The 26,329-nt window shown below is 60.3% G+C and carries 21 protein-coding genes; 14 read left to right on the top strand and 7 right to left on the bottom strand.

All coding sequences use genetic code 11. The features are described 5' to 3' along the window. Positions 1–122 precede the first annotated feature (122 nt). A complete protein-coding gene (gene rapA, locus BMY54_RS23895; protein WP_093438673.1) occupies positions 123–2,969 on the bottom strand; it encodes an RNA polymerase-associated protein RapA in 2,847 nt (948 codons plus the stop codon). Between the two features lie 252 nt (positions 2,970–3,221). Here rapA and BMY54_RS23890 point away from each other — a divergent pair, with 252 nt between their 5' ends. The 3 genes from BMY54_RS23890 to ccoM all read left to right on the top strand — a co-directional run bounded on the left by BMY54_RS23890 (position 3,222) and on the right by ccoM (position 4,100). Beyond that, positions 3,222–3,563, top strand: coding sequence for a hypothetical protein (locus tag BMY54_RS23890; RefSeq protein WP_003222394.1), 342 nt, complete (start codon positions 3,222–3,224; stop codon positions 3,561–3,563). Between the two features lie 116 nt (positions 3,564–3,679). Next, positions 3,680–3,841, top strand: coding sequence for a hypothetical protein (locus BMY54_RS30675; RefSeq protein ID WP_007918490.1), 162 nt, complete (start codon positions 3,680–3,682; stop codon positions 3,839–3,841). 145 nt (positions 3,842–3,986) lie between these two features. Continuing rightward, positions 3,987–4,100: a cytochrome c oxidase subunit CcoM gene (gene ccoM / locus BMY54_RS31155; RefSeq protein ID WP_003222396.1), complete on the top strand. Its 114-nt coding sequence runs from the start codon at positions 3,987–3,989 to the stop codon at positions 4,098–4,100. A gap of 1,033 nt (positions 4,101–5,133) precedes the next feature. On the opposite strand, the gene BMY54_RS23880 is transcribed toward ccoM, so the two are convergent. Then, positions 5,134–6,609, bottom strand: coding sequence for an inorganic phosphate transporter (locus tag BMY54_RS23880; protein ID WP_064119763.1), 1,476 nt, complete (start codon positions 6,607–6,609; stop codon positions 5,134–5,136). 374 nt (positions 6,610–6,983) lie between these two features. Beyond that, the gene (locus BMY54_RS23875; protein WP_008080067.1) at positions 6,984–7,184 is read right to left on the bottom strand and encodes a hypothetical protein; all 201 of its coding nucleotides are present in this window, start codon (positions 7,182–7,184) and stop codon (positions 6,984–6,986) included. Between the two features lie 650 nt (positions 7,185–7,834). On the opposite strand from BMY54_RS23875, the gene pcaR reads away from it, so the two are divergent. The 11 genes from pcaR to pcaC all read left to right on the top strand — a co-directional run bounded on the left by pcaR (position 7,835) and on the right by pcaC (position 18,856). After that, complete coding sequence (gene pcaR, locus BMY54_RS23870; protein ID WP_007917109.1) at positions 7,835–8,677, top strand: pca regulon transcriptional regulator PcaR; 843 nt, start codon at positions 7,835–7,837, stop codon at positions 8,675–8,677. Between the two features lie 293 nt (positions 8,678–8,970). Then, complete coding sequence (locus BMY54_RS23865; RefSeq protein ID WP_093438668.1) at positions 8,971–10,317, top strand: 4-hydroxybenzoate transporter PcaK; 1,347 nt, start codon at positions 8,971–8,973, stop codon at positions 10,315–10,317. A gap of 268 nt (positions 10,318–10,585) precedes the next feature. Continuing rightward, a complete protein-coding gene (locus BMY54_RS23860; RefSeq protein ID WP_077571457.1) occupies positions 10,586–11,443 on the top strand; it encodes a CoA transferase subunit A in 858 nt (285 codons plus the stop codon). After that, positions 11,443–12,222: a CoA-transferase subunit beta gene (locus BMY54_RS23855; protein ID WP_064393051.1), complete on the top strand. Its 780-nt coding sequence runs from the start codon at positions 11,443–11,445 to the stop codon at positions 12,220–12,222. Before BMY54_RS23860 ends, BMY54_RS23855 begins: the two co-directional genes overlap by 1 nt. Continuing rightward, a complete protein-coding gene (pcaF, locus tag BMY54_RS23850) occupies positions 12,219–13,424 on the top strand; it encodes a 3-oxoadipyl-CoA thiolase (RefSeq protein ID WP_175559655.1) in 1,206 nt (401 codons plus the stop codon). Before BMY54_RS23855 ends, pcaF begins: the two co-directional genes overlap by 4 nt. Positions 13,425–13,460: 36 nt before the next feature. Then, positions 13,461–14,165, top strand: coding sequence for a protocatechuate 3,4-dioxygenase subunit beta (gene pcaH / locus BMY54_RS23845; protein WP_093438659.1), 705 nt, complete (start codon positions 13,461–13,463; stop codon positions 14,163–14,165). A 1-nt stretch (position 14,166) separates the two neighbouring features. Then, on the top strand, positions 14,167–14,733 hold the full coding sequence (pcaG, locus tag BMY54_RS23840; RefSeq protein ID WP_093438654.1) for a protocatechuate 3,4-dioxygenase subunit alpha: 567 nt from the start codon (positions 14,167–14,169) through the stop codon (positions 14,731–14,733). Between the two features lie 210 nt (positions 14,734–14,943). Next, positions 14,944–16,239 carry an MFS family transporter gene (locus BMY54_RS23835; protein WP_034153075.1) on the top strand — a complete coding sequence of 432 codons (1,296 nt, stop codon included), beginning with the start codon at positions 14,944–14,946 and terminating at the stop codon, positions 16,237–16,239. 45 nt (positions 16,240–16,284) lie between these two features. Continuing rightward, entirely contained in the window at positions 16,285–17,649 is a 1,365-nt protein-coding gene (locus BMY54_RS23830) for a 3-carboxy-cis,cis-muconate cycloisomerase (protein ID WP_093438650.1), read from the top strand. 12 nt (positions 17,650–17,661) lie between these two features. Next, the gene (gene pcaD / locus BMY54_RS23825; protein WP_093438646.1) at positions 17,662–18,453 is read left to right on the top strand and encodes a 3-oxoadipate enol-lactonase; all 792 of its coding nucleotides are present in this window, start codon (positions 17,662–17,664) and stop codon (positions 18,451–18,453) included. A 10-nt stretch (positions 18,454–18,463) separates the two neighbouring features. Further along, a complete protein-coding gene (gene pcaC / locus BMY54_RS23820; protein WP_007957838.1) occupies positions 18,464–18,856 on the top strand; it encodes a 4-carboxymuconolactone decarboxylase in 393 nt (130 codons plus the stop codon). Between the two features lie 105 nt (positions 18,857–18,961). Here the strand turns inward: pcaC and BMY54_RS23815 are convergent, their stop codons facing one another. The 4 genes from BMY54_RS23815 to emhB all read right to left on the bottom strand — a co-directional run bounded on the left by BMY54_RS23815 (position 18,962) and on the right by emhB (position 26,326). Beyond that, positions 18,962–19,765, bottom strand: a complete 804-nt coding sequence (locus BMY54_RS23815) for a methyltransferase domain-containing protein (RefSeq protein WP_093438642.1) — start codon at positions 19,763–19,765, stop codon at positions 18,962–18,964. 279 nt (positions 19,766–20,044) lie between these two features. Further along, positions 20,045–21,304, bottom strand: a complete 1,260-nt coding sequence (locus BMY54_RS23810; RefSeq protein ID WP_093438637.1) for an OprD family porin — start codon at positions 21,302–21,304, stop codon at positions 20,045–20,047. 415 nt (positions 21,305–21,719) lie between these two features. Continuing rightward, on the bottom strand, positions 21,720–23,180 hold the full coding sequence (gene emhC, locus BMY54_RS23805) for an efflux RND transporter outer membrane subunit EmhC (RefSeq protein WP_093438633.1): 1,461 nt from the start codon (positions 23,178–23,180) through the stop codon (positions 21,720–21,722). Then, complete coding sequence (gene emhB, locus BMY54_RS23800) at positions 23,177–26,326, bottom strand: efflux RND transporter permease subunit EmhB (protein WP_093438629.1); 3,150 nt, start codon at positions 26,324–26,326, stop codon at positions 23,177–23,179. The genes emhC and emhB overlap by 4 nt, the downstream gene beginning before the upstream one ends. Between the last annotated feature and the right edge of the window lie 3 nt (positions 26,327–26,329).

The raw sequence follows: 26,329 nt of genomic DNA, 5'->3' as shown, positions 1-26,329 counted from the left end.
TCCAACTGTAGGAGTGAGCCTGCTCGCGATAGAGCCATCAGCATCAACTAATAAATAACAGGCAAACAAAAAGGCCCGCATCACTGCAGGCCTTGTTGTTTTCAGCGCTGGAGCAGGGCGGTTTAGCCCGCCACCAACACCCGAATCGCTTCCAGGCGCAACGCCGCTTTACCCAGCATCGCCAGACCCTGCTCACGTTGGGTGCGCAGCGCATCCAGTTCGCTGTCACGTACGGTCGGGTTGACCGCTTGCAACGCGGTCAGGCGCGCCAGTTCTTCGTCGGTGTCGGCGGCCAGACGGCGGCGGGCCTCGGCCACGCGCTCGGCGTGACGCGGGGCGATCTTGTCTTCACCGGCGTTGATCCGTGGCGTCAACTGATCGCGCTGGGCCTGGATGAACTTGTTGGCGCTGGCACGCGGCACGCTTTCCAGCTGGTCGTTCAGGGTTTCGAACGAGACGCGAGCCGACAGGTCGTTGCCGTTGGCGTCGAGCAGGCAGCGCAGGGCGGCCGGCGGCAGGTAACGACCCAGTTGCAGCGAACGCGGCGCGACCACTTCGCTGACGTAGAGCAGTTCCAGCAGCACGGTGCCCGGTTTCAACGCCTTGTTCTTGATCAACGCGACAGCGGTGTTGCCCATCGAACCGGACAGCACCAGATCCATGCCGCCCTGCACCATCGGGTGTTCCCAAGTGATGAACTGCATGTCTTCGCGCGACAGCGCCTGGTTGCGGTCGTAGGTGATGGTCACGCCTTCGTCGTCGCCCAGCGGGAAACTGGCGTCGAGCATTTTTTCGCTCGGCTTGAGGATCAGGGCGTTTTCCGAATGGTCTTCGCTGTCGATGCCGAACGCGTCGAACAGGGTTTCCATGTAGATCGGCAGGGCAAACTGATCGTCTTGCTCAAGGATGGCCTCGACCAGCGCTTCACCTTCGCCCGCACCGCCGGAGTTCAGCTCCAGCAGACGGTCGCGACCGGTGTGCAGTTCGGCTTCGAGACGCTCGCGCTCGGTGCGTGCTTCGTCAATCAGCGCTTGCCACTCGCTGTCGTCGGCTTCTTCGAGTAGCGGCAGCAGGCGCGGGCCGAACTGGTGCTGCAAGGCGTTGCCGGTCGGGCAGGTGTTGAGGAACGCGTTGAGCGCTTCGTGGTACCACTGGAACAGGCGCTCTTGCGGGCTGGTTTCCAGGTACGGCACGTGCAGTTCGATGATGTGTTTCTGGCCGATCCGGTCGAGACGACCGATACGCTGCTCAAGCAAATCCGGGTGCGACGGCAGATCGAACAGCACCAAGTGGTGCGCGAACTGGAAGTTACGACCTTCACTGCCGATTTCCGAGCAGATCAGCACTTGTGCGCCGAACTCTTCGTCGGCGAAGTAGGCGGCGGCGCGGTCACGCTCAAGGATGTTCATGCCTTCGTGGAACACCGTGGCCGGGATGCCGGAACGCACGCGCAAGGCGTCTTCCAGATCCATCGCGGTTTCGGCGTGGGCGCAGATCACCAGCACTTTGGTGCGCTTGAGCATTTTCAGCTGATCGATCAGCCATTCGACGCGCGGGTCGAATTTCCACCAGCGTTCTTCTTCGCTGGCGTCCGGCTGGGCCTGGAAGCTGACCTCCGGGTACAGCTCGGCGTGTTCGCCCAGCGGCAGTTCGAGGTATTCGTCCGGGCATGGCAGCGGGTACGGGTGCAGTTTGCGCTCCGGGAAACCCTGCACGGCGGCGCGGGTATTACGGAACAGCACGCGGCCGGTGCCGTGGCGATCGAGCAGTTCACGCACGAGGCGTGCGCTGGCTTCGGTGTCGCCATCGTTGACCGCGGTCAGCAGGGCTTCGCCTTCGTTGCCGAGGAAACCCTGAATGGTTTTGTGCGCTTTGGCCGAGAGACGGCCCTTGTCGAGCAGTTCCTGAACGGCTTCGGCCACCGGGCGATAGTTCTCGCTCTCGGCGCGGAAGGCAGCCAGGTCATGGAAACGGTTCGGGTCAAGCAGGCGCAGACGGGCGAAGTGGCTGTCCTGGCCGAGTTGTTCCGGGGTGGCGGTGAGCAGCAGCACGCCCGGAATGACTTCGGCGAGTTGCTCGACCAGCGAATATTCCGCGCTGGCTTTCTCTTCGTGCCAGACCAGGTGGTGGGCTTCGTCGACCACCAGCAAATCCCAACCGGCCGCGAACAGTGCGTCCTGGGCCTTCTCGTCGTCGACCAGCCATTCCAGCGCAACCAGCGCCAGTTGGGTGTCTTCGAACGGGTTGGTGGCATCGCTTTCGATGAAACGCTCTTCGTCGAACAGCGCAACTTGCAGGTTGAAGCGGCGGCGCATTTCAACCAGCCACTGGTGCTGGAGGTTTTCCGGGACGAGGATCAGCACGCGGTTGGCGCGGCCCGAGAGCAGTTGGCGATGGATCACCAGACCGGCTTCGATGGTTTTACCCAGACCCACTTCGTCCGCCAGCAATACGCGCGGCGCGATACGGTCGGCGACCTCGCGAGCAATGTGCAATTGGTGCGCGATTGGCTGAGCGCGAACGCCACCCAGGCCCCAAAGCGACGATTGCAGTTGGCGGCTGGTGTGTTCGAGGGTGTTGTAACGCAGCGAGAACCACGCCAGCGGATCGATCTGGCCGGCGAACAGACGGTCGCTGGCCAGACGGAACTGAATGAAGTTCGACAGCTGGGTTTCCGGCAGGGTGACGGCTTCGTTCTGCCCGTTGAGACCGTGATAGACCATCAGCCCGTCGACGTCGTCGACTTGCTGCACGGTCATTTTCCAGCCTTCGAAGTGGGTGATGCTGTCACCCGGCGAGAACCGCACGCGGGTCAGGGGCGCATTCCGTAGCGCGTACTGGCGGGTTTCGCCAGTGGCCGGGTAAAGCACGGTCAACAAGCGGCCGTCCTGTGCCAGAACGGTGCCTAAACCAAGCTCTGCTTCGCTGTCACTGATCCAGCGTTGCCCCGGTTGATACTGCTGCGCCATGCTGCCTGACTCCCACCTTGAAAAAGCGGGCTATCTTAACGGAATGCAGGCTTCAGGGCCAAAGATTACTGGCGTAGGCGCTGCCGTAGGCTGCGATCTTTTGATCTTTGAGAACCCTTGAGGTTTGAGCTGTCTGATGAAGATCGCAGCCTTCGGCAGCTCCTGCACGTGCCAAGTGCGTCACAGATTTTCGACCAGTGGCTCAAGGCGCCTTTGCCGCAGCCGATAGCCTGCAGACAGGAGACCCTTTATATGTTGCCACCGATGCTCCCTCTGAGCGCTGTGCCGATCACTTCCCAGCAGGATCCGATCCGCCAGCGGCCGGACATTCCTCCGGTGGTGCCGGTGCAGGAAAGCTCCAACGAAAGCACGATCGATCTGCAAAAGCGCGATCCGGAAGAGGATCGTCTGCTGGCGCGTGAAGAACAACGCCGTCAGCAGGAGCGTGATCGACGCCGTCGCGAAGCCGACGAAGACCCGGAAGAACACCTGGCGGTGCCCGGTACCGAACTGAATGCCGACAATACCGTGCCGGTGGTGCCGCTGATGGAAGATCAGCCGCGTCAGGGCTTGTGGGTCGATATCGAGATTTGAGTCGCTGTACCGCGTGGGGCGCGCCGGCTGGTCAGCGCGTGTCTGAGGCTGCATTATTGGCGCAGTCCTGCCGGTGATGTGGCAGTTGTGATTCTTTCAAGTGATGTACTGACGCCATGAGCCAAGACGACAAACTGATTGACCTCAGCACTGAGCGCGCCAAGCGTGTGCATGACATTAAAGAGAAGCGCCTGAACGAGGTGCGCCAAGCGTTCGAGCAGGCTATGCCGCTGGGAAAAGCCAAGAAAAAGTCGAAAAACAAGCCGAAAAAGCGTTGATCTCCCCCTGCATCCGTTGATGCAGGTCATTTAATCTCCCTCCTTTATCCCCCTTCGTTGCTGGTATTGATCCCGGTCAATTTGTGCGCCTGTGTGTTTGGTAACTTAGTCCCATCGCAGCAGAGCAGGGGCCAGGAGGCCAGTCATGTTTTTCGATAACGTGGTGTTTGCCGGGGTCCTGACTGTAGGGCTGATGGTTCTGTTTTTTGCAGGGTTTGGATTTTTTATCTGGAAGGATGCGAATAAGCGCAAGAAGTGATTCTTCTGGATTGATGAGCACGCAAGGCATTTTGGGGCGACTTCGGTTGCCCCTTTTTTTTTGTGTCTTGGCGGCCTTTGGGCCGACCATGTTCTTGGGGTTTTGGGTGAATATCCGTTTTTGCGGGTGTTGCTGATTACGGTTCCGCCCTTACGGCGGGTCACCTTTTTCAAACGCCAAAAAGGTAACCCAAAAGGCTTGCTCCTGCGTTCGGCCCTCGCAGGCTCGGGTTCCTTCGCTCCGGGATCGATCCGGGCGCAGCGTCTACGGTTTGCTTCGCTGCACCTCCTTCCGCTGTGTTTGGCTTCGCCAAACGTTCGCTGCGCTCCCACGCCCGGATCAATCCCTCCACTCAGCCTTCCGACGTCGCCCGTGGATCAAGATCAAGAGCAGGCGAGCTGACACTCGGCCTATTGAGTGGTGAAAAGCGGGTGTTCGGCTTTGGGTTTTTGGTGCTCTTGCCACTCACCCCAGCCCTCTCCCTAGGGAGAGAGAGCCGATGGTGGGCCTGTGAAAATTTGCGTTCAACTCGGACTTTCACGTCGGCGTAACTCTACCAAACACCTCGGTCAGTCCCCTCTCCCTCCGGGAGAGGGCTAGGGTGAGGGGTTGTGATCTGGCTTGTGATCTGGCTTGTGATCTGGCTTGTGATCTGGCTTTGGTTTTTGATCTTTTGCCCCATCGGCAGGCCGAGCGTAGGTGTTCATCCGGGGGTAGGCGCGTAGCGCCGTGCGGCGTAGCCGCATACATCGAGAGGAGGTGCAGCGAAGCAAACCGTAGGCGATGCCCCCGGATGGACACCGTAGCGAGGGAACACTGAGCCTCAGCGAAGTGCCGTACGCCAGGGGCAAAGCCTTTTGGTTCCTTTTTGGCGTTTAAAAAAGGGACTCGCTGTAAGAGCGAAACCGCCAGCGGCAGCACCCGCAGCAACGGATATGCCCCCAATCCCAATCCCAATCCCAATCCCAAAACCCCAAACACAAAAAAAGGCGCGATCCTCTCGAATCGCGCCTTTCTCAAGTACCGCTATCTATCAACTACCCAGCGCCTTCGACGCCAGCCAGAACAACCCGGCCGACAGCGCAACCGTCGCCGGCAGGGTCAACACCCAAGCCAACAGAATGGTACGCACCGTGCCACCCTGCAGGCCGCTCTTGTTGGCGACCATGGTGCCCGCCACGCCCGAAGACAGAACGTGAGTGGTCGACACCGGCAGGCTGAAAATATTGGCCATACCGATCAAGCTGGCAGTAGTGATCTGCGCCGACATGCCCTGGGAATAGGTCATGCCCTGCTTGCCGATCTTCTCACCGATGGTCAGCACCACGCGTTTCCAGCCAACCATGGTGCCCAGGCCCAGAGCCAGTGCGACCGCCAGAATCACCCAGAACGGGGCGTATTCGGTGGTGGTGGTCAGGTCTTTGCGCAGCTTGTCGAGGTCAGCCTTTTCACGGGCTTCCAGGCCAGGCAGCTTGCCAACCTTCTTCGCGGTGTCGTCCAGGCAGAGCAGGTAACGACGCACTTCGATGCGGCTGTCGGACGACAGCGAATGGTAGTCCGCTACGCCTTTAAGCGTGTGCAGCAGGGCGCTGATGGTCGGTTCGGTCTGCTGCGGGTTGCAGCGGAATTTCTCCGGCAGGTCGCCTTCCACGCTCTTGCCCAAGGCCAGGAATTCACCCAGCGAATCGGCGTTGCGCTGGTAGAACTGGCTCAGGTGCAGGGTCGCGTCGCGAGTGCGTTCGATCTGATAGGTGGTGCTGTTCAGGTCGAGAACGAACTGCGCAGGCACGATACCGATCAGCACCAGCATGATCAGGCCGATGCCTTTCTGGCCATCGTTGGAGCCGTGCACGAAGCTCACGGCCATCGCCGAGATCACCAGAACCAGACGGTTCCAGAACGGTGGATGCTTCTTGTCGTCGATCTTGCGGCGTTGTTCCGGTGTCTTGTGCATCTTCGACAGCGGACGCCACCACTTCAGGCCGATCAGGATCAGCGCGGCGATCAGGAAGCCGGCCATTGGCGAGAACACCAGCGAGGCGCCGATGTCGATCGCTTTTTGCCAGTTCACGCCGTCGGCCAACGGAATGTCGTTGATCAGGGCGTTGGCCAGGCCGACACCGAGGATCGAGCCGATCAGGGTGTGCGAGCTGGAAGCCGGGATACCGAAGTACCAGGTGCCCAGGTTCCAGGCGATTGCCGCGGCGAGCAACGAGAACACCATCGCCAGGCCATGGCCGGTGTTCACATTGATCAGCAGCTCAACCGGCAGCAAATGGACAATGGCATACGCCACGCCAACGCCGCCCAGCAGCACGCCGAGGAAATTGAACACACCGGAGAAGAAGACCGCCAGGTGGGGCGGCATGGCTTTGGTGTAGATAACAGTGGCTACCGCGTTAGCGGTGTCATGAAATCCATTGATGAACTCGAAGGCGAGGACAAACGTCAGGGCGAGCAAGAGGCTCACAAGCACCCAAGCATCCAGTCCGCTGAATAAATCGATCATGAAGGTTTTCTGACCCGGTCGTAAGGGGGCGCGATTATGCCAGAAAAGACTGGGAATCGATCCCCTCCCTGCTCATCGGTTACACACTTCTTCGATTTAATTTGTTGCAACGCATGAAAACCAAGCGTGCTGCAGGGTTTTTCAAGTGCTTGATTTGCTTGATAAAAATCTTGTTTTGCAAGCGAATTTACCGATGCGCAGACGTCTCAAACGCTTGTCTGAAATATCTGTGAAACCTGTAGGACGCCCGTTCTCAGTCAGTCAGACCGGATGATGGCCGCTGCCCGCGGGTAGCGGGCGCGCAAGGCATCGTCGTTCCACCGCGCTTGTAACCGGTGTGGACGCAAACCTTCAGAGGATCCGAAAAACGTCGCTCAAGGCTCTTCGGCTTTGAGTTCCTTTTCGATCTTTTCGATTTCTTGCTTGAAGACCTGATCCTGAACGGTAGGGCGTTTACGCCATGCTTTGCGTTCCGGTTCGGGCTGAGCGGCGTAGGTGGTGACTTCCCCGCCGTAAACTTCCTTGTAACGTTGTTCCTGGCGCTCAAGTTCCGCGCGCAGTTCGTCTTTCGTCACAGTGCTACCTGTATGAGTTGAGTTAAGTGTCTGGTGAAACGCACTGCAACGAATCGGTTGAACGGAGCCACCGCGAGTTCAACGCCCGGACAGGCATTGGTGTAAACGGTGGGGCGATCAAGACTTCCGTGTTACAGGCGGCTACGGCACCAGATAAAAACTGACGCAGCATCAGTTTCCTGTTTCAGCGAGCGCAGGCGTTGCATGAGTGATTCGCGTCAGGCGCTGGCCGGGCTGTTGGCGATGGACATCGCCGCAGCGGGTGACGACCTCAGCGATTAAAAACGAGGTGCCACTGAGCTGCATTATAGCGGTCGATTCAGGAATGACTATCTTTGCCAAGTTAAAAACGGTTCCGGATGTGTGATTGTTTTGTGACTCGCAACTTTTGTTACTAGTTGAAGTGCGTGTTGGCCCTTATTGGGTGGGTGATCTGTTTTTGGCGCCATTTAGTCGGACAACTAAAGCTGTGATTCTGATAATCGCAAAGTTTGGCTTGCCCTATAAATAGCTAGACGCCATCCCAACAGCTGATTGCGATTATCGGTCGACGGTTCGATAATCGCCCAATCTTGCAGCCCGACGCTTGTGCATTTGTCGGCGAGCCGCTTGTATAGCCCATTGATCCGTGCCGGATAAAAGGACAAGAAATGAACGATCAAATGCGCAACTCCTTCACCTCTGTGGCGCCGCCGATCGTCGCCTCGCCGGCCAAACGTATCCAGGCGCTGACCGGTGATCCGGACTTCATGACTTCGCTGGCTCGTGGTCTGGCGGTGGTGCAGGCGTTTCAGGAGCGCAAGCGCCATCTGACTATCGCCCAAATCAGCCACCGCACCGAGATTCCCCGCGCCGCCGTGCGTCGTTGCCTGCATACGCTGATCAAACTCGGCTACGCCACCACGGACGGTCGCACCTATTCCTTGCTGCCCAAAGTGCTGACACTTGGCCACGCCTATCTGTCGTCGACGCCGTTGGCAGTGTCCGCTCAGCCGTACCTCGACCGCATGAGCGAACAACTGCACGAAGCCTGCAACATGGCCACGCTGGAGGGCGACGACATTCTCTACATCGCGCGCTCGGCGACCACTCAGCGGCTGATTTCGGTGGACCTGTCGGTGGGCGGTCGCCTGCCAGCGTATTGCACGTCGATGGGGCGGATTCTGCTGGCAGCACTTGATGACACCTCGCTGCGTGAATACCTCGATCACGCCGAATTGGTCGCCAAGACCAGCCGCACGATTCACACCCCCGACGCGTTGCTCGAATGCCTGCAGGAAGTGCGGCAGCAAGGCTGGTGCATCGTCGATCAGGAACTGGAACAAGGCCTGCGTTCGATTGCCGTGCCGGTCTACGACGCTTCCGGCCAGGTGGTGGCAGCGCTCAACGTCAGCACCCACGCCGGTCGCGTCAGTCGTACCGAGCTGGAGCAGCGCTTCCTGCCGGGCCTGCTCAGCGCCAGTCGCGACCTCAGTGCGCAGTTGTTTGCCTGATGAAGTGTTCGATAAACGCACAGTGTTGCGTTTATCGAATTGACGCTAAAACCCTCGGATCATTAATGTCGCGGCAGCGTCATCCGGCGCTGATGTGAATGAGCCCGCCGGACTGCCGACTCCCATAATAATGACAAGAGGCAACTCACCATGCGCATGCTCTCCGACTGTCTCCGCCCCATCCGCTGTTGCCGGGTTCACCGCAACGCCTGATCCAGACCTTCTATTCTTGTGACCGTGCCGCTCTCTGGCCGGCCGCCGTTCGACTGCGTTTTTTGCGTGGAATAAAAATAATGAACCAGCCTCAGTCCGCTGTGGGTAACTGCCTCGACGTGCAGACCTTCATCAATGCCCAACCGATCTCGCGCTATCAGTGGCGCGTGGTGATTCTGTGTTTCCTGATTGTCTTTCTCGATGGCCTCGACACCGCCGCGATGGGGTTTATTGCCCCGGCGCTGTCGCAGGATTGGGGCATCGACCGGGCCAGCCTTGGCCCGGTGATGAGTGCCGCGCTGATTGGCATGGTCTTCGGTGCACTCGGCTCTGGCCCTTTGGCTGACCGCTTCGGGCGCAAAGTGGTACTCGTTGGCGCGGTGGTTCTGTTCGGTGCCTTCAGCCTGGCGTCGGCGTACAGCAGCAACGTTGAACAGCTGCTGGTGCTGCGCTTCCTGACCGGTCTGGGACTGGGGGCGGGGATGCCGAACGCCACCACACTGCTCTCGGAATACACCCCGGAGCGCAAGAAATCGCTGCTGGTAACCAGCATGTTCTGCGGTTTCAACCTCGGCATGGCCGGTGGCGGGTTTATTTCCGCCAAGCTGATTCCGGCGTTCGGCTGGCACAGTCTGCTGCTGATCGGCGGGATCCTGCCGTTGATCCTCGCTGTGGTGCTGCTGTTCTGGTTGCCGGAGTCGGCGCGTTATCTGGTGGTGCGCAATCGTGGCACGGACAAAGTGCGCAAGACCCTGGCGCCGATCGACCCGGTCACCGTCGCTCAGGCCTCGAGCTTCAGCGTACCGGAACAGAAAACCGTCAAGGCGCGCAACGTGTTCGCGGTGATCTTCTCCGGCACTTACAGCACCGGCACCTTGCTGCTGTGGCTAACCTACTTCATGGGGCTGGTGATTGTTTATCTGCTGACCAGTTGGTTGCCGACGCTGATGCGTGACAGCGGTGCGAGCATGGAGCAAGCCGCATTTATTGGCGCGTTGTTCCAGTTCGGCGGGGTGTTGAGCGCGGTCGCTGTGGGATGGGCGATGGACCGCTTCAATCCGCACAAGGTCATCGGCATTTTCTACCTGTTGGCCGGGGTGTTTGCCTACGCGGTCGGGCAGAGCCTGGGCAACATTACCTTGCTGGCGACCTTGGTGCTGGTGGCGGGGATGTGCGTGAACGGCGCGCAATCGGCGATGCCGTCGCTGGCGGCGCGGTTTTATCCGACCCAAGGGCGGGCGACCGGGGTCTCGTGGATGCTGGGCATCGGCCGCTTTGGCGCGATTCTCGGGGCGTGGATGGGCGCAACGTTGCTGGGCTTGGGCTGGAATTTCGAGCAGGTGTTGACGGCGTTGGTGATTCCGGCGGCGTTGGCCACCACGGCGGTGGTGATCAAAGGCATGGTCAGTCATGCGGATGCGACCTGAGTTTCATGCGTAGGAATGTTCGTCGAATGTTCCGGCCCCTTCGCGAGCAGGCTCGCTCCCACATTTTGAAATGCATTCCAATGTGGGAGCGAGCCTGCTCGCGAATGAGGTGATAGTTAGGAGAGCAACAATCTGTTCGATAAACGAACACTCAGTCGATTATCGGATTGTTTGGCCATTTCCCCAGGCTTAATCTGCAGTGACTCCGGCGCTGAACCTCGCGCCTTTTTATCACTGGCGATTCATTACAAAAACAGGAGCCCGCTCCATGGCTGAGATCCTTTCGCTGCACGACGCGGTGAAGCAATTCGTCAACGACGGTGACACCGTCGCACTCGAAGGCTTCACTCACCTGATCCCTACGGCAGCGGGTCATGAAATCATTCGTCAGGGCAAGAAAGATCTGACGCTGGTGCGGATGACACCTGACCTGATCTACGACCAACTGATCGGCGCCGGTTGCGCACGCAAACTGATTTTCTCCTGGGGCGGCAACCCGGGCGTCGGTTCGCTGCACCGCCTGCGTGACGCGGTCGAGAAGCAATGGCCGCATGCTCTCGAAATCGAAGAGCACAGCCATGCCGACCTGGCCAATGCCTACGTCGCTGGCGCATCCGGCCTGCCGTTCGCGGTGCTGCGTGCCTATGCCGGTTCCGACCTACCTAAGGTCAATCCACTGATCAAAACCGTGACCTGCCCGTTCACCGGTGAAGTGCTGGCGGCGGTGCCGTCGGTGCGCCCGGACGTGACCGTGATCCACGCCCAGAAAGCCGACCGTCAGGGCAACGTGCTGCTGTGGGGCATCCTCGGTGTACAGAAAGAAGCGGCACTGGCGGCCAAACGCTGCATCGTCACCGTGGAAGAGATTGTCGACAACCTCAACGCGCCGATGAATGCCTGCGTGCTGCCGACCTGGGCCTTGAGCGCAGTCTGCCACGTACCCGGCGGCGCGCACCCGTCCTACGCCCACGGTTACACCGAGCGCGACAATCGTTTCTATCAGGCGTGGGACCCGATTGCCCGTGACCGTGAAACGTTTACTGCGTGGATCAACGAATACATCCATGGCTGCGCTGACTTCAGCGCGTTCCAGGCCAAGTTGGCCGCTGCTTCGGAGGCCAAGTAATGACTTACACCACCAATGAAATGATGACCGTCGCGGCGGCCCGTCGCCTGAAGAACGGCTCGGTGTGCTTCGTCGGTATCGGCCTGCCGTCGAAAGCCGCCAACCTCGCGCGCCTGACTTCTTCGCCGGACGTGGTGCTGATCTATGAATCGGGTCCGATTGGCGCCAAGCCGAGCGTGTTGCCGCTGTCCATTGGTGACGGCGAACTCGCTGAAACCGCTGACACCGTCGTACCGACCGGTGAGATTTTTCGCTATTGGTTGCAGGGCGGACGCATTGACGTTGGTTTCCTCGGTGCTGCGCAGGTCGACCGTTTCGGCAACATCAACACCACCGTGGTTGGCGATTACTTCTCGCCGAAAGTGCGTCTGCCGGGTGCCGGTGGCGCGCCGGAAATTGCCGGTTCGGCGAAAAGCGTATTGATCATCCTTAAACAGTCGGCGCGCTCGTTTGTCGACAAGCTCGACTTCATCACCTCGGTTGGTCACGGCGAAGGCGGCGACTCGCGCAAACGTCTGGGCCTGCCGGGCGCCGGGCCTGTCGGGATCATCACCGACCTGTGCATCATGGAGCCGGAAGAAGGCACCCACGAATTCGTGGTCACCGCGCTGCACCCGGGCGTGACCCGCGAGCAAGTGGTCGCGGCCACCGGTTGGGCGATTCGTTTTGCCGAGCATGTTGAAAACACCGCTGAACCGACTGAAGTCGAACTGACCGCGCTGCGCGATCTCGAAGCGCGTACTGCCGCCGCCCACGGCCAGGCACCGGGAGAAGCATGATGCGTGACGTTTATATCTGCGACGCGATTCGCACCCCGATCGGCCGTTTCGGCGGCGGTTTGTCCGCCGTCCGCGCCGATGACCTGGCCGCTGTGCCGATCAAGGCCCTGATGGAACGCAATCCATCGGTGGACTGGAATGCCATCGACGAAGTCTTCCTCGGTTGCGCCAACCAGGCCGGCGAAGACAACCGCAACGTTGCGCGTATGGCCCTGCTGCTGGCGGGCCTGCCGGAAAGCGTACCGGGCGTGACGCTCAATCGTCTTTGCGCTTCGGGCATGGACGCGATCGGCACCGCATTCCGCGCAATCGCCAGCGGCGAGATGGAGTTGGCAATTGCCGGCGGTGTCGAGTCGATGTCCCGCGCGCCGTTCGTGATGGGCAAGGCGGACGCGGCGTTTTCGCGCAACATGAAGCTGGAAGACACCACCATCGGCTGGCGTTTCATCAACCCGTTGATGAAGGCGCAGTATGGCGTCGATGCGATGCCACAGACCGCTGACAACGTCGCCGACGACTATAAAGTGTCGCGCGCCGATCAGGACGCTTTTGCCCTGCGCAGCCAGCAACGCACTGCTGTCGCGCAGGCTGCTGGTTACTTCGCCGAAGAAATTGTTGAAGTACGGATTGCCCACAAGAAGGGCGAAACCGTAGTCAGCCAGGACGAACATCCTCGTGCCGATACCACGATCGAAGCACTGACCAAGCTGAAGCCAGTCAACGGCCCGGACAAAACCGTCACCGCCGGCAATGCTTCCGGGGTCAACGACGGTGCTGCGGCACTGATTCTGGCTTCCGCCGACGCGGTGAAAAAACATGGCCTGACCGCCCGCGCCAAAGTGCTCGGCATGGCCAGCGCTGGTGTCGCACCTCGGGTGATGGGCATCGGCCCGGTGCCGGCGGTGCGCAAATTGATCGAGCGCCTGGGCGTCGCGGTCAGCGATTTCGACGTTATCGAACTCAACGAAGCGTTTGCCAGCCAGGGTTTGGCGGTGCTGCGCGAACTGGGTCTTGCCGATGACGCTGCGCAGGTCAACCCGAACGGCGGGGCGATTGCCCTTGGTCACCCGTTGGGCATGAGCGGTGCGCGTCTGGTGCTGACCGCACTGCATCAGTTGGAAAAGACCGGTGGCAAGAAAGGTCTGGCGACCATGTGTGTCGGTGTCGGCCAAGGTCTGGCCCTGGCCATCGAACGCGTCTGACGCAAGCCGTGACGAAATAGAACAGAGGAAAGCGACATGTCTGACAAGCCTGGTTACCGTCGTCCGCAGGAAGGCACTCAGCCTGAGTACCTGCACCCGACGTATCAATCCACCAACCTGCGCTCGCCGTCCAAGCCGTTGGTGTTTCTGCCGCACTCGCTGTCGGAAATCACCGGGCCGACCATCGGCGCCGAGCGCGTGGGCGACACCGATAACGACCTGACCGCCCAGCATGCAGGCGAGCCGCAGGGCGAACGCATCATCATTCACGGCCGCGTGCTCGACGAAAACGGTCTGCCGGTGCCGGGGATTCTGGTGGAGATCTGGCAGGCCAACGCTGCCGGCCGCTATAACCACAAGCGCGACCTGCACGACGCGCCGCTGGACCCGAACTTCACCGGTACCGGCCGCACCGTCACCGACGCCGATGGCTGGTATCAGTTCCAGACCATCAAGCCCGGCGCCTACCCTTGGGGTAACCACCACAACGCCTGGCGCCCGGCGCATATCCACTTCTCGCTGTTCGGGCCGAGCATCCTCACGCGTCTGGTCACGCAAATGTATTTCCCGGGCGATCCGCTGCTGGCCTACGACCCGATCTACAACTGCGTGCCGGACACCTCGGCCAAGGAACGCCTGATCGCCAGTTTCGATCTGGAAAAAACCATTCCGTCCTACGCCCTCGGTTATCGCTGGGACATCGTGCTGCGCGGGCGTGAAGCCACGCCGATGGAGAAATAAGATGACGCTGACTGCGACCACGTCCCACACCGTCGGGCCGTACTACCACATCGGCCTGACCTGGCTGAACCGCGAAGACCTCGCCAATGAACAAACCCTCGGCGAGCGCGTGGCGATCACCGGGCAGGTAGTGGACGGTAATGGCGATGTCGTCAACGACGCCATGCTCGAAGTCTGGCAGGCCAACGCTGCCGGCAAATACGACCACCCGGAAGACGAGCAGGACAAACCGCTCGATCCGCACTTTGAAGGTTTTGGCCGGGTGCCGGTGGACGCTGAAGGGCGCTTCCGTTTCACCACGATCAAACCGGGCACGGTTGAGGGCCTGAAAGGTTCGACCCAGGCGCCGCATCTGGTGGTGCTGGTGTTTGCCCGCGGGTTGGTGAAGCACTTGCTGACGCGGATCTACTTTGAGGGCGAGCCGGCCAACGTTGATGATCCATTGCTGGAATGTGTGCCGGCTGAACGTCGTAGTACGTTGCTGGCCAAGCAGGATGCCTCGGGTGTTTACCAGTGGAATGTGATTCTGCAGGGCACCGACGCCGAGACCGTGTTCTTCGATTATTAAAATCAAAAGATCACCGCCTGCGGCAGCTTCTACATGATCGTTCCCACGCTCTGCGTGGGAATGCCGCCATGGACGCTCCGCGTCCACCGTGACGCGGAGCGTCACCGGATGCGTTACCACGCGGAGCGTGGGAACGATCGATGTAGGATGTGGAACGGGACTGTTGCAAAGTATGTCTAGACTCTCACTGTCCCTATCGAGTGAAAAACAATGACAACGACCACCTCCCATTACACCGGCGAAGAGCGCAGCAAGCGCATCTTTGCCATTGTCGGCGCCTCGTCCGGCAACCTCGTCGAATGGTTCGACTTCTACGTCTACGCGTTCTGCGCGATTTATTTCGCCCCGGCGTTCTTCCCCTCCGACAACCCGACGGTGCAACTGGTCAATACCGCTGGCGTGTTCGCCGCCGGCTTCCTGATGCGCCCGATTGGTGGCTGGATTTTCGGCCGGGTCGCCGACAAGCACGGGCGCAAGAATTCGATGCTCATCTCGATTCTGATGATGTGCTTCGGCTCGTTGCTGATCGCCTGCTTGCCAACCTATAAGGACATCGGCGTCTGGGCACCGGTCCTGCTGTTGTTCGCGCGCTTGCTGCAAGGACTGTCGGTCGGCGGCGAGTACGGCACCACCGCCACCTACATGAGCGAAGTTGCCCTCAAGGGCCAGCGCGGATTTTTCGCCTCGTTCCAGTACGTGACGCTGATCGGCGGGCAATTGCTGGCCGTGTCGCTGGTAGTAGTGCTGCAGCAATTTCTCACTGAAGACGATCTACGTGCCTACGGCTGGCGGATTCCGTTTGTGGTCGGTGCGGTGGCGGCGCTGATTTCGCTGTTCCTGCGTCGCAGCTTGAAAGAAACCACCAACAAGGAAACCCGCGCGCACAAAGACGCTGGCAGCATCAGCGCACTGTTCCGCGATCACAAAGCCGCGTTCATCACCGTGCTCGGTTACACCGCCGGTGGTTCGCTGATTTTCTACACCTTCACTACCTACATGCAGAAGTACCTGGTCAACACCGCCGGCATGCACGCCAAGACCGCGAGCTACATCATGACCGGTGCGCTGTTCCTGTATATGTGCATGCAGCCGCTGTTCGGCATGCTTGCCGACAAGATCGGCCGACGTAACTCGATGCTCTGGTTCGGCGCGCTCGGTACGCTGTTCACCGTGCCGATTCTGTTGAGCCTGAAAAGCGTCAGCAGTCCGTTCCTCGCGTTTGTATTGATCACCGTGGCGCTGGCGATTGTCAGTTTCTACACCTCGATCAGCGGCCTGGTAAAAGCCGAAATGTTCCCGCCGGAAGTCCGCGCCCTCGGCGTCGGTCTCGCCTATGCGGTGGCGAACGCGATCTTCGGCGGTTCGGCGGAATTCGTCGCCCTGAGCCTGAAGAACATCGGTATGGAAAACTCCTTCTACTGGTACGTTACGGCCATGATGGCGATCGCCTTCCTGTTCAGTCTGCGCTTGCCGAAACAGGCGGCGTATTTGCACCACGATCTCTAACCCGAAGCGCGCGGGCCGTGATGGCCCGCGCCGGCAAGGACTTTTATGACTCAGCGACCGGGCAATCAATTGTTCGATGCCTATTTCACTGCCCGCGATATGCGTGAGGTGTTCTGCGATCAGGGCCGCGTGCAGGCCATGCTCGACTTCGAAGCCGCGTTGGCCCGGGCCGAGGCGCGGGTCGGGTTGATTCCAGCTTCCGCTGTGGCACCGATTGCGGCGGCATGCAGCGCTGGTCTGTATGACTTCGCGGCGCTGGGCGAGGCGATCGCCACGGCCGGCAATTCGGCGATTCCGCTGGTCAAGGCATTGGGCAAGCAGATTGCTGCCCGCGACGCTGAAGCCGAACGTTATGTGCATTTGGGCGCGACCAGTCAGGACGTGATGGATTCCGGGCTGGTGTTGCAATTGCGTCAGGCGCTTGAGTTGATCGAGAACGATCTCGCGCAACTCGCTGATTCCCTCGCGATCCAGGCGCAACGTCATGCGGCGACGCCGTTGGCCGGGCGCACGTGGCTGCAACATGCGACACCGGTAACCCTCGGCATGAAAATCGCCGGGTGGCTGGGCGCTGTGACTCGCAGCCGTCAGCGCTTGCGTGAACTCAAGCCGCGTTTGCTGGTGCTGCAATTCGGTGGCGCTTCCGGAACCCTCGCCGCGTTGGGCGAACAGGCCTTGCCGATTGCCGAAGCGCTGGCTGAAGAACTGCAACTGACCTTGCCGGAACAGCCGTGGCACACCCAGCGTGATCGCGTGGTCGAGTTCGGCGCGGTGCTGGGTTTGATCGCCGGCAGCCTGGGCAAATTCGGCCGCGACATCAGCCTGTTGATGCAGACTGAAGCGGCTGAGGTGTTCGAGCCATCGGCACCGGGCAAGGGCGGTTCGTCAACCATGCCACACAAGCGCAATCCGATCGGCGCGGCGGTGTTGATCGGCGCAGCGACGCGGGTGCCGGGTCTGGTCTCGACGCTGTTCAGTGCCATGCCGCAGGAGCACGAACGCAGCCTCGGTCTGTGGCATGCCGAATGGGAAACGTTGCCGGAAATCTGCTGCCTCGTTTCCGGTTCGCTGCAACAGGCGCGATTGCTTGCCGACGGTCTGGAAGTCGACGCCGCACGCATGGCCCGCAACCTCGAATTGACTCAGGGGCTGGTGTTGGCCGAAGCCGTCAGCATCGTCCTTGCCCAGCGTGTCGGCCGCGACGCCGCGCATCACCTGCTCGAACAATGCTGCAAACGCGCGCTGGCCGAGCAGCGCCATTTACGCGCCGTGCTCGGTGACGAACCGCAAGTCACCGCCGAGTTGAGCAGCGCTGAACTCGATCAACTTTTGAACCCCGCCCATTACCTCGGCCAGGCGAAAACCTGGGTCGAGCGCGCGGTGGCCGAACACAACGCATTGTCTGACTGAAAGGAGAGGGCTGTGGCTTTCGTTCAACTCGCCGATGGCGAACTGCATTATCAAATCGAGGGCCCGGTCGATGCGCCGGTGCTGGTGCTCTCCAACTCGCTAGGCACTGATCTGCACATGTGGGACGCGCAGATGCCGGCCTTCACCGAGCATTTTCGCGTGCTGCGTTTCGATACCCGTGGCCATGGCCAATCGCTGGTGACACCGGGGCCTTACAGCATTGAGCAACTCGGTCACGACGTGCTCGGCTTGCTGGATGCGCTGCACATCGAGCGTGCGCATTTCTGCGGGCTGTCGATGGGAGGCCTGATCGGTCAGTGGCTGGGGATCAATGCCGGGCATCGGCTGCATAAGCTGATCGTCTGCAACACCGCGGCAAAGATCGGCGATCCGTCGGTGTGGAATCCACGCATCGAAACCGTGCTGCGTGACGGTGCGGCAGCGATGGTGGCCCTGCGTGATGCTTCGATTGCCCGCTGGTTTACCCCGGACTTTTCGGCGGCGCATCCGGCAGCGGCCAAGCAGATTACCGACATGCTCGCGGCGACGTCGCCGCAAGGTTATGCGGCTAACTGCGCAGCGGTGCGTGATGCCGATTTCCGTGAGCAACTGGCGTCGATCAACGTGCCGTTGCTGGTGATCGCCGGCACTGAAGATGCGGTGACGCCGCCGGCCGGTGGGCATTTCATTGAGGAGCATGTACGCGGCGCCGAATACGCCGAGTTCTATGCGGCGCATCTGTCAAACGTGCAGGCTGGCGCGGACTTCAGTGATCGTGTGTTAGCGTTTTTGCAGGCTAAGTGAGGAAGTTTTTGTGGACGAGAAACAACGTTACGACGACGGCATGCAAGTGCGCCGCGCGGTGCTGGGCGATGCCCATGTCGATCGCAGCCTGACCACGCTGACCGAGTTCAACTCGGAGTTTCAGGAGATGATCACCCGCCATGCCTGGGGCGATATCTGGACGCGTCCAGGCTTGCCACGGCACACGCGCAGTTTGATCACTATCGCCATGCTGATCGGCATGAACCGCGAGGGCGAACTGAAACTGCACCTGCGTGCGGCAGCCAATAACGGCGTGAGCCGGGGTGAGATCAAGGAAGTGATCATGCAGAGCGCGATTTACTGCGGGATTCCGGCGGCGAATGCCACTTTCCATCTGGCGGAGTCGGTGTGGGACGAGCTGGGTGTTGAATCCAGGGATTGATGGCGCCAGAAATTACGCCTTCGCGAGCAAGCTCGCTCCCACATTTGGAATGCGTTCCCCTGTAGGAGTGAGCCTGCTCGCGATAGCGATAGTGGCCTCGACAAATCAGACGGTGGCAACAATAAATATCCGCTTGAACGCAAACAACGTATGCCCATCCCCCTCCTGCGGATAATGCTTATGCACCCGCATCAGGTAGTGATAGATAAACCGCGTCTGTTCCGCTGAATCCAGCGCCTGCATCACCGGCCGCAGCGCCGAGACCTTCACCCAGTCATAAATTGGCGATTTGCCGTCAACCACCTGCAACTGCTCGGTCTCCCAGATATCCAGCGACGTGGTCATGGGCGCGAGCAAACGGTAGTAATCCTCCAGTGCCAACAACGGCCGCGCGGCCATGCGCTGGCGCAGTTCAGGTGTGCCCATTGGCGTGCCGCCGGGGCCGCCATTTTCGAGAGTGTCGAGCATCAGCCGATACCACAGCGAATCGCGCCAGTCGGGCATGTGCGCCGCCAGACAGCCGCCCGGGTTGAGATAACCCAGCAGGTGCGGCAACAGCGTTTCATGGCCATCGATAAAGTGCAGCACGGCGGCGGCGAGCAGTAGATCTGCCGGTTGCTCCGGTTGCCAATCGAGCAGATCGCAGTGTTTCCACGATGCCCTGAGCGGCAGACAGCGCGCTTCTGCGAGCATCTGTGCCGAGCTGTCGATCCCCTGCAACTGCGCGCGCGGCCAGCGTTTGGCCAACAACTGCGTGGCAATGCCGGTGCCGCAGCCCAGGTCGTAAATGCGTTGAGGATTTGGCAGGTCAACACGGTCGAGCAACTCATTGACCGGGCGTTGCCTGAGACGGGAAAACTGCTGGTACGCCTTGGCGTCCCAGTCGGGTGTTGCAAGACGAGAGATCATTGAGGTGGTCCTCCAGTGATCGATGGTGTCTTCCGATGACAACCTGGCTCCCAGCTTGAGGACCGACTACGACGACGGAAGCGGAAAGGTGAAGCACCTGACTCCTTCAGGTTTTGTCACTTTATCTGTCGGCCGGCAAAGTGCCACTTCTCCCGACAAGTGGCGCAGATTCAAATGTAGGAGTGAGCCTGCTCGCGATAGCAGTGTGTCAGTCACCTTAAATGTCACTGACACACCGCTATCGCGAGCAGGCTCACTCCTACAGTTTGAAAGCGGTGTTTAGAGGAGGCTGATCGGGTAGCTAACGATGAGGCGGTTCTCGTCGAACTCGTTATTGCTGAAGTCCCGGCGCATGGTCGAGTTGCGCCATCTGACGTTCAGATCCTTCAGCGCGCCGCTCTGCACGGTGTAGCCCAGTTCCGATTCGCGGCCCCATTCCTTGCCGTCGGTGATCGTCCCGGTGTGCACGTTGTCGCCGCTGATATAGCGGTTCATCAGGGTCAGGCCGGGGATGCCCAGCGCGACGAAGTTGTAGTCATGGCGTACTTGCCAGGAACGTTCCTGCGCGTTGTCGTAGCTGGCGTTGTAGCTGTCGTTGGCCAACGTGCCGCCGCTGGTGCCGTTGACGCGCATCCACGCGCTGTCGCCGGTGAGTTTCTGCAGGCCGACGTAGAAGGTGTTGCCGCCGTACTTCGCCGAGAACATCCCCGACCAGGTTTTGTTGTCGAGGTCGCCGGCGCGGGCGCTGCCATCGTCCTTGCCGTAGAAGAAGCCGAGGTTGGCGCCCAGCGTCCAGTCGCCCAGCGGCTGGCTGTGGATCAGATTGACGTATTGCTGGCTGTAGATGTCCTTGAGTTCGGCGTTCCACAGGCCGATCTGTGTGCGGTTTTCGTTGAAAACGTATTCACCGCCCTGAAAGTTGAAGCGATCAGAGGTGAACGCCGCTTTGCCGGTCATCGACATGTCGCTCATGCTGCTGTCATCGCGCGGGCTATTGGCGCGGAACTGGCCGCCGTAGAGGGTCAGGCCGTCGATTTCTTTGGACGTGATCTGCCCGCCACGGAAGGTCTGTGGCAATGAGCGGCCATCGTCCGAACGCAGGATCGGCAGCACCGGCATCCACTCGCCGACCTTCACTTCGGTCTGCGAAAGCTTGGCTTTGAAAGCGACGTTGGTGCGGCCGAAGTTGTCCGCCGGACGACCGTCATGGTCCAGCGGCAACAACTGGGTGCCGCCCGTGCCTTTGCCGCCATCAAGCTTTACCGAATACAGGCCCAGCACGTCCATGCCGAAGCCGATGGTGCCTTGGGTGAAGCCGGACTTGGCGTCGAGGATGAAGCTCTGCGTCCACTCTTCACCCTTGCCCTGAGCCTTGGTCGGGTTGGTGAAGTTACGGTTGATGTAGAAGTTGCGCAGGTTGAGGTTGACCTTGGCGCCCTCGATGAAACCGGCTTCTTCAGCCGCTGCGGGCAGCGCCGCGCCGGCCAGGGCCAGGGCGATCAGGCCGGGAATTGCGTAAGGCGCAGGGGAGGTTGTCATGGGCTCGGGTCTCTCTTGTTTTTTTTAAGGCGAACAGGTGCGCTGACACCGGTTTTCGGGGTGCAGACATGAAAAGTGTTCAGAGGTGAAACGACGGCAATCAGCCGGACGGGGCAGGGCGCGGGAGCATGGTGTCGAACCTGTTGTTATTGGTTTTGTGGAGCGAATGGTGCGGGGGGCGGATGTTTTGATTCAATTGGTAAAAGCGGGTTTTGGGCGATTATCGAACGCAAGATTCAGTTGGGTTTTATGGTGTCTGTGAGGGCCTCTTCGCGAGCAGGCTCGCTCCCACATTTGGAATGCGTTCCCCTGTGGGAGCGAGCTTGCTCGCGAATGGGCCAGCCCAGACAACACACCTTTCTGCCAGGCAACAAAAAGCCCACCAATCGGTGGGCTCCTTGTATTCAGCCGATGATCAGAACAACTTCATCTTCGGTGCTTCTTCTTTCAGCGGTTCGTTCTGCGCGGTTTGCGCATTCCAGCCACCGCCCAAGGCCTTGTACAGGTTGACTGCACTGGTCAGCTGCGCGAGGCGGTCGGTGATCAGCGCTTGTTGCGCGCTGAACAGCTGACGCTGGGCATCGAGGAACGTCAGGTTGCTGTCGACGCCGATGCGGTAGCGACGTTCGGCCAGGCGGTAGTAATCCTGGTTGGCCGCGACGAAGTCACGCTGCGCTTGCAACTGCTCGGTGTAGGTCTGGCGGGCGGCGAGGCCGTCGGCGACTTCCTGGAAGGCCGTTTGAATGGACTTCTCGTAGTTCGCCACGCCAATGTCCTTCTGGATCTTGGCGTAGTCGAGGCTGGCGCGCAGGCTGCCTGCGTTGAAGATCGGCAGGTTGATCTGCGGCTGGAACAACCACGTTCCCGAACCACCCTTGAACAGGCCGGACAGGTCCGGACTCAGGCTGCCCGCGTTGGCGGTCAGGCTGATGCTCGGGAAGAACGCGGCACGGGCTGCGCCAATGTTGGCGTTGGCCGCTTTCAGGTTGTACTCGGCTTGCAGAATGTCCGGACGACGTTGCAGCAGATCCGAAGGCAGACCGGCCGGGACGTCGCTGAGCAGGTCATCGGACAGCGGTTTGGCCGTTTGCAGATTAGCCGGGATACCAGTGCCGAGCAGCAGGGTCAGACTGTTTTCGTCCTGCGCCACCTGGCGGGTGTAACGCGCCAGTTGTGCACGAGCGTTCTCGACCGAGGTGCGCGACTGGGCCAGGTCCAGTGCCGAAGCCACACCGACTTCGTTGCTGCGGCTGGTCAGCTTGTAGCTTTCTTCGAAGGCACCGAGGGTGTCCTGGGTCAGCTTGAGCAGTTCCTTGTCCGCTTGCCAGGTCAGGTAAGCATTGGCGACGCTGGCGACCAGACTGATCTGGGTGCTGCGGCGTGCTTCTTCGGTGGCGAAGTATTGTTGCAGCGCTTGTTCGCTCAGGCTGCGAACGCGACCGAACAGGTCGAGTTCGTAGGCGCTGATGCCGACAGTGGCGGAGTAGGAGCTGGTGATGCTCGACTCGCCGGTCTGCGAGGCACGGGCCGGAACCCGCTGACGGCTGCCGCTGGCATTGGCCGATACCGCCGGGAACAGGTCGGCGCGCTGTATGCGGTATTGAGCCGCATAGGCGTCGATGTTCAGCGCCGCGACGCGCAGGTCGCGGTTGTTTTCCAGGGACACCTGGATCAGCTGTTGCAGAGCCGGGTCGTGGAAAAACTGCTTCCAGCCTTGCTCGGCAGCGGCTTGCGCCGGAGCCTGGGCCGGCGAATAGGCCGGCCCCTGCGGGTACTGACCTGCGACCGGAGCCTCAGGCTGCTGATAATCAGGTATCAGCGAGCAACCGCTCAGCACGAAGGCGGCGACTGCGATGGAGAGTAGCGACTTGCTCATTGGCCAGCCTCTTTAGGAGTTTCAGTCGTTTCATCCTCGTCAGCGATCTTACGCTGGCCGATGGACGAAACCGTAACGAAGAACAGTGGGACCCAGAAGATCGCCAGGATCGTGGCCGTGAGCATACCGCCAATCACGCCGGTACCGATCGCATGTTGACTGCCTGAACCTGCGCCAGTGGAAATCGCCAACGGTACAACACCGAGGACGAAGGCCAGCGAGGTCATGATGATCGGTCGCAGACGCATGCGGCAGGCCTCGATTGCCGCATCACGCAGGCTGCGTCCCTGTTCATGCAGTTCCTTGGCGAACTCGACGATCAGAATGGCGTTTTTAGCCGCCAGACCGATGGTCGTCAACAGCCCCACCTGGAAGTACACGTCGTTGGACAGCCCACGCAGGCTGGTGGCCAGCAGCGCACCGATGATCCCCAGCGGCACCACGAGCATAACCGCGATCGGAATCGACCAGCTCTCGTACAGCGCCGCCAGACACAGGAACACCATCAGCAGCGACAGGGCGTACAGCGCCGGTGCTTGCGAACCCGACAGACGTTCCTCATAGGACAGACCGGTCCAGGAGATACCGACACCGGCCGGCAGCTTCTTGGCAATCGCTTCGACTTCGGCCATCGCTTCACCGGTGGAATAACCCGGCGCCGGAGAGCCGAGCACTTCCATCGCTTCTACGCCGTTGTAACGGGCCAGCTTCGGCGAACCGTAGATCCACTCGCCTTTGGCGAAGGCGGAGAACGGCACCATGCTCCCGGCGTTGTTGCGCACGTACCATTTCTTCAGGTCTTCAGGGCTCATGCGAGCACCGGCCTGACCTTGTACGTAAACCTTCTTCACACGACCACGATCGATGAAGTCGTTGACGTAGCTACTACCGAAGGAGATCGACAGCGTGCTGTTGATGTCGGTGAGGCTCAAGCCAAGGGCCTGGGCTTTCTCGTCGTCGATTTCCAGGTGGTATTGCGGTTCATCGTTGAGGCCGTTCGGACGCACCTGATAGAGCACCTTGCTCTGAGCGGCGAGGCCGAGGAACTGGTTACGTGCTTCCATCAGCTTGTCGTGACCGATACCGGCGCGGTCTTGCAGGAACACGTCGAAACCGGTGGCGTTACCCAACTCCAGTACCGCAGGCGGGGCGAAAGCGAACACCATGGCATCGCGGAAAGTGAAGAAGTGTTGCTGGGCACGTTGGGCCAGGGCAAACACGCTGTTGTCCGCGTTACGCTCATCCCACGGCTTGAGCATGATGAACGCCAGGCCAGAGCTCTGACCGCGACCGGCGAAGTTGAAGCCGTTTACGGTGAACACCGAGGACACTGCGCCTGCTTCTTTATCCAGCAGGTAGCTGCGCATTTCGTCGATCACCACCTGAGTACGCTCGGCACTCGAACCGGCCGGGGTCTGGACTTGGGCGAACAGTACGCCCTGGTCTTCTTCCGGCAGGAACGCGGTTGGAATCCGGGTGAACAGCCAGATCATGCCGACCACGATCAGCAGATAGGCCAGCAGGTACGGTGCTTTGCGCGACAGCATGTTGCCGACACCGCGCTCGTAGCTCTGCACACCGCGATCGAAATTGCGGTTGAACCAGCCAAAGAAACCTTTTTTCGGCGTGCCGTGCTCACCTTTCGGAATCGCCTTGAGCATGGTCGCGCAAAGGGCCGGGGTGAAGATCAGCGCCACCATCACCGACAGGGCCATGGCCGAGACGATGGTGATCGAGAACTGCTTGTAGATCACACCGGTGGAGCCGCTGAAGAACGCCATCGGCAGCAGTACCGCCGACAGCACCAGCGCAATACCGACCAGTGCGCCCTGGATCTGGCCCATGGACTTTTTGGTCGCTTCCTTCGGTGACAAGCCTTCTTCGCTCATCACCCGCTCGACGTTTTCCACCACGACGATGGCGTCGTCCACCAGCAAACCGATGGCCAGCACCATACCGAACATGGTCAGGGTGTTGATGCTGAAACCGAAGGCCGCGAGGATGCCGAACGTACCGAGCAATACCACCGGCACCGTCATCGTGGTGATGACCGTGGCGCGGAAGTTCTGCAGGAACAGGAACATCACCAGGAACACCAGCACGATCGCTTCGACCAGGGTTTCAACCACACCTTTGATCGACTCGGTCACCACCGGAGTGGTGTCGTACGGGAATACCACTTCCATGCCTTGCGGGAAGAACGGCTTGAGGTCGTCAATCGTCTTGCGCAGCGCCTTGGCGGTGTCGAGGGCGTTGGCACCGTTGGCCAGTTTTACCGCCAGACCAGAAGCCGGGCTGCCGTTGAACTGCGCAGAAATGCTGGAGTTTTCACCGCCCAGACCAACGTCAGCGACGTCGCCGACACGCACTTGCGAGCCGTCCTGGTTGACCTTCAGCAGAATCGCCTTGAACTGCTCGGCCGTCTGCAGACGCGTTTTGCCGATGATCGTGGCGTTCAGTTGCTGGCCTGGCAGCGCCGGCAAACCGCCGAGCTGACCGGACGACACCTGGACGTTCTGCGCCGAGATCGCGGTGCTGACATCGCCCGGGGTCAGGTTGTACTTGTTCAACTTGGCCGGGTCGAGCCAGATGCGCATCGCGTACTGGGCACCGAAGACCTGGAAGTCACCGACACCGGCAGTCCGCGAGATCGGGTCCTGCATGTTCGACACGATGTAGTTGGACAAGTCGTCCTTGGTCATGCTGCCGTCACGCGAGACCACGCCGATGACCAAGAGAAAGTTTTTCACTGCCTTGGTCACGCGGATACCTTGTTGCTGCACTTCCTGCGGCAACAGCGGGGTGGCAAGGTTCAGCTTGTTCTGAACCTGTACCTGCGCGGTGTCGGAGTTGGTGCCTTGCTCGAAGGTCGCGGTGATGGTCATGCTGCCGTCGGAGTTACTTTCCGAGGACACATAACGCAGGTTGTCGATACCGTTGAGCTGCTGCTCGATCACCTGGACCACGGTGTCCTGCACGGTTTGCGCCGAAGCGCCCGGGTAGGTCACGGAGATCGCAATGGCCGGCGGCGCAATGCTCGGGTACTGGTTGATCGGCAATTTCAGGATCGAAAGTGCCCCGACCAACATGATCACCAGGGCAATTACCCAGGCGAAAATCGGACGGTCGATGAAGAATTTTGACATGGA

The organism is Pseudomonas sp. ok266, assembly GCF_900110195.1.
Classification (GTDB): domain Bacteria; phylum Pseudomonadota; class Gammaproteobacteria; order Pseudomonadales; family Pseudomonadaceae; genus Aquipseudomonas; species Aquipseudomonas neuropathica.
This window is presented reverse-complemented; position numbering and strand designations above follow the sequence as displayed.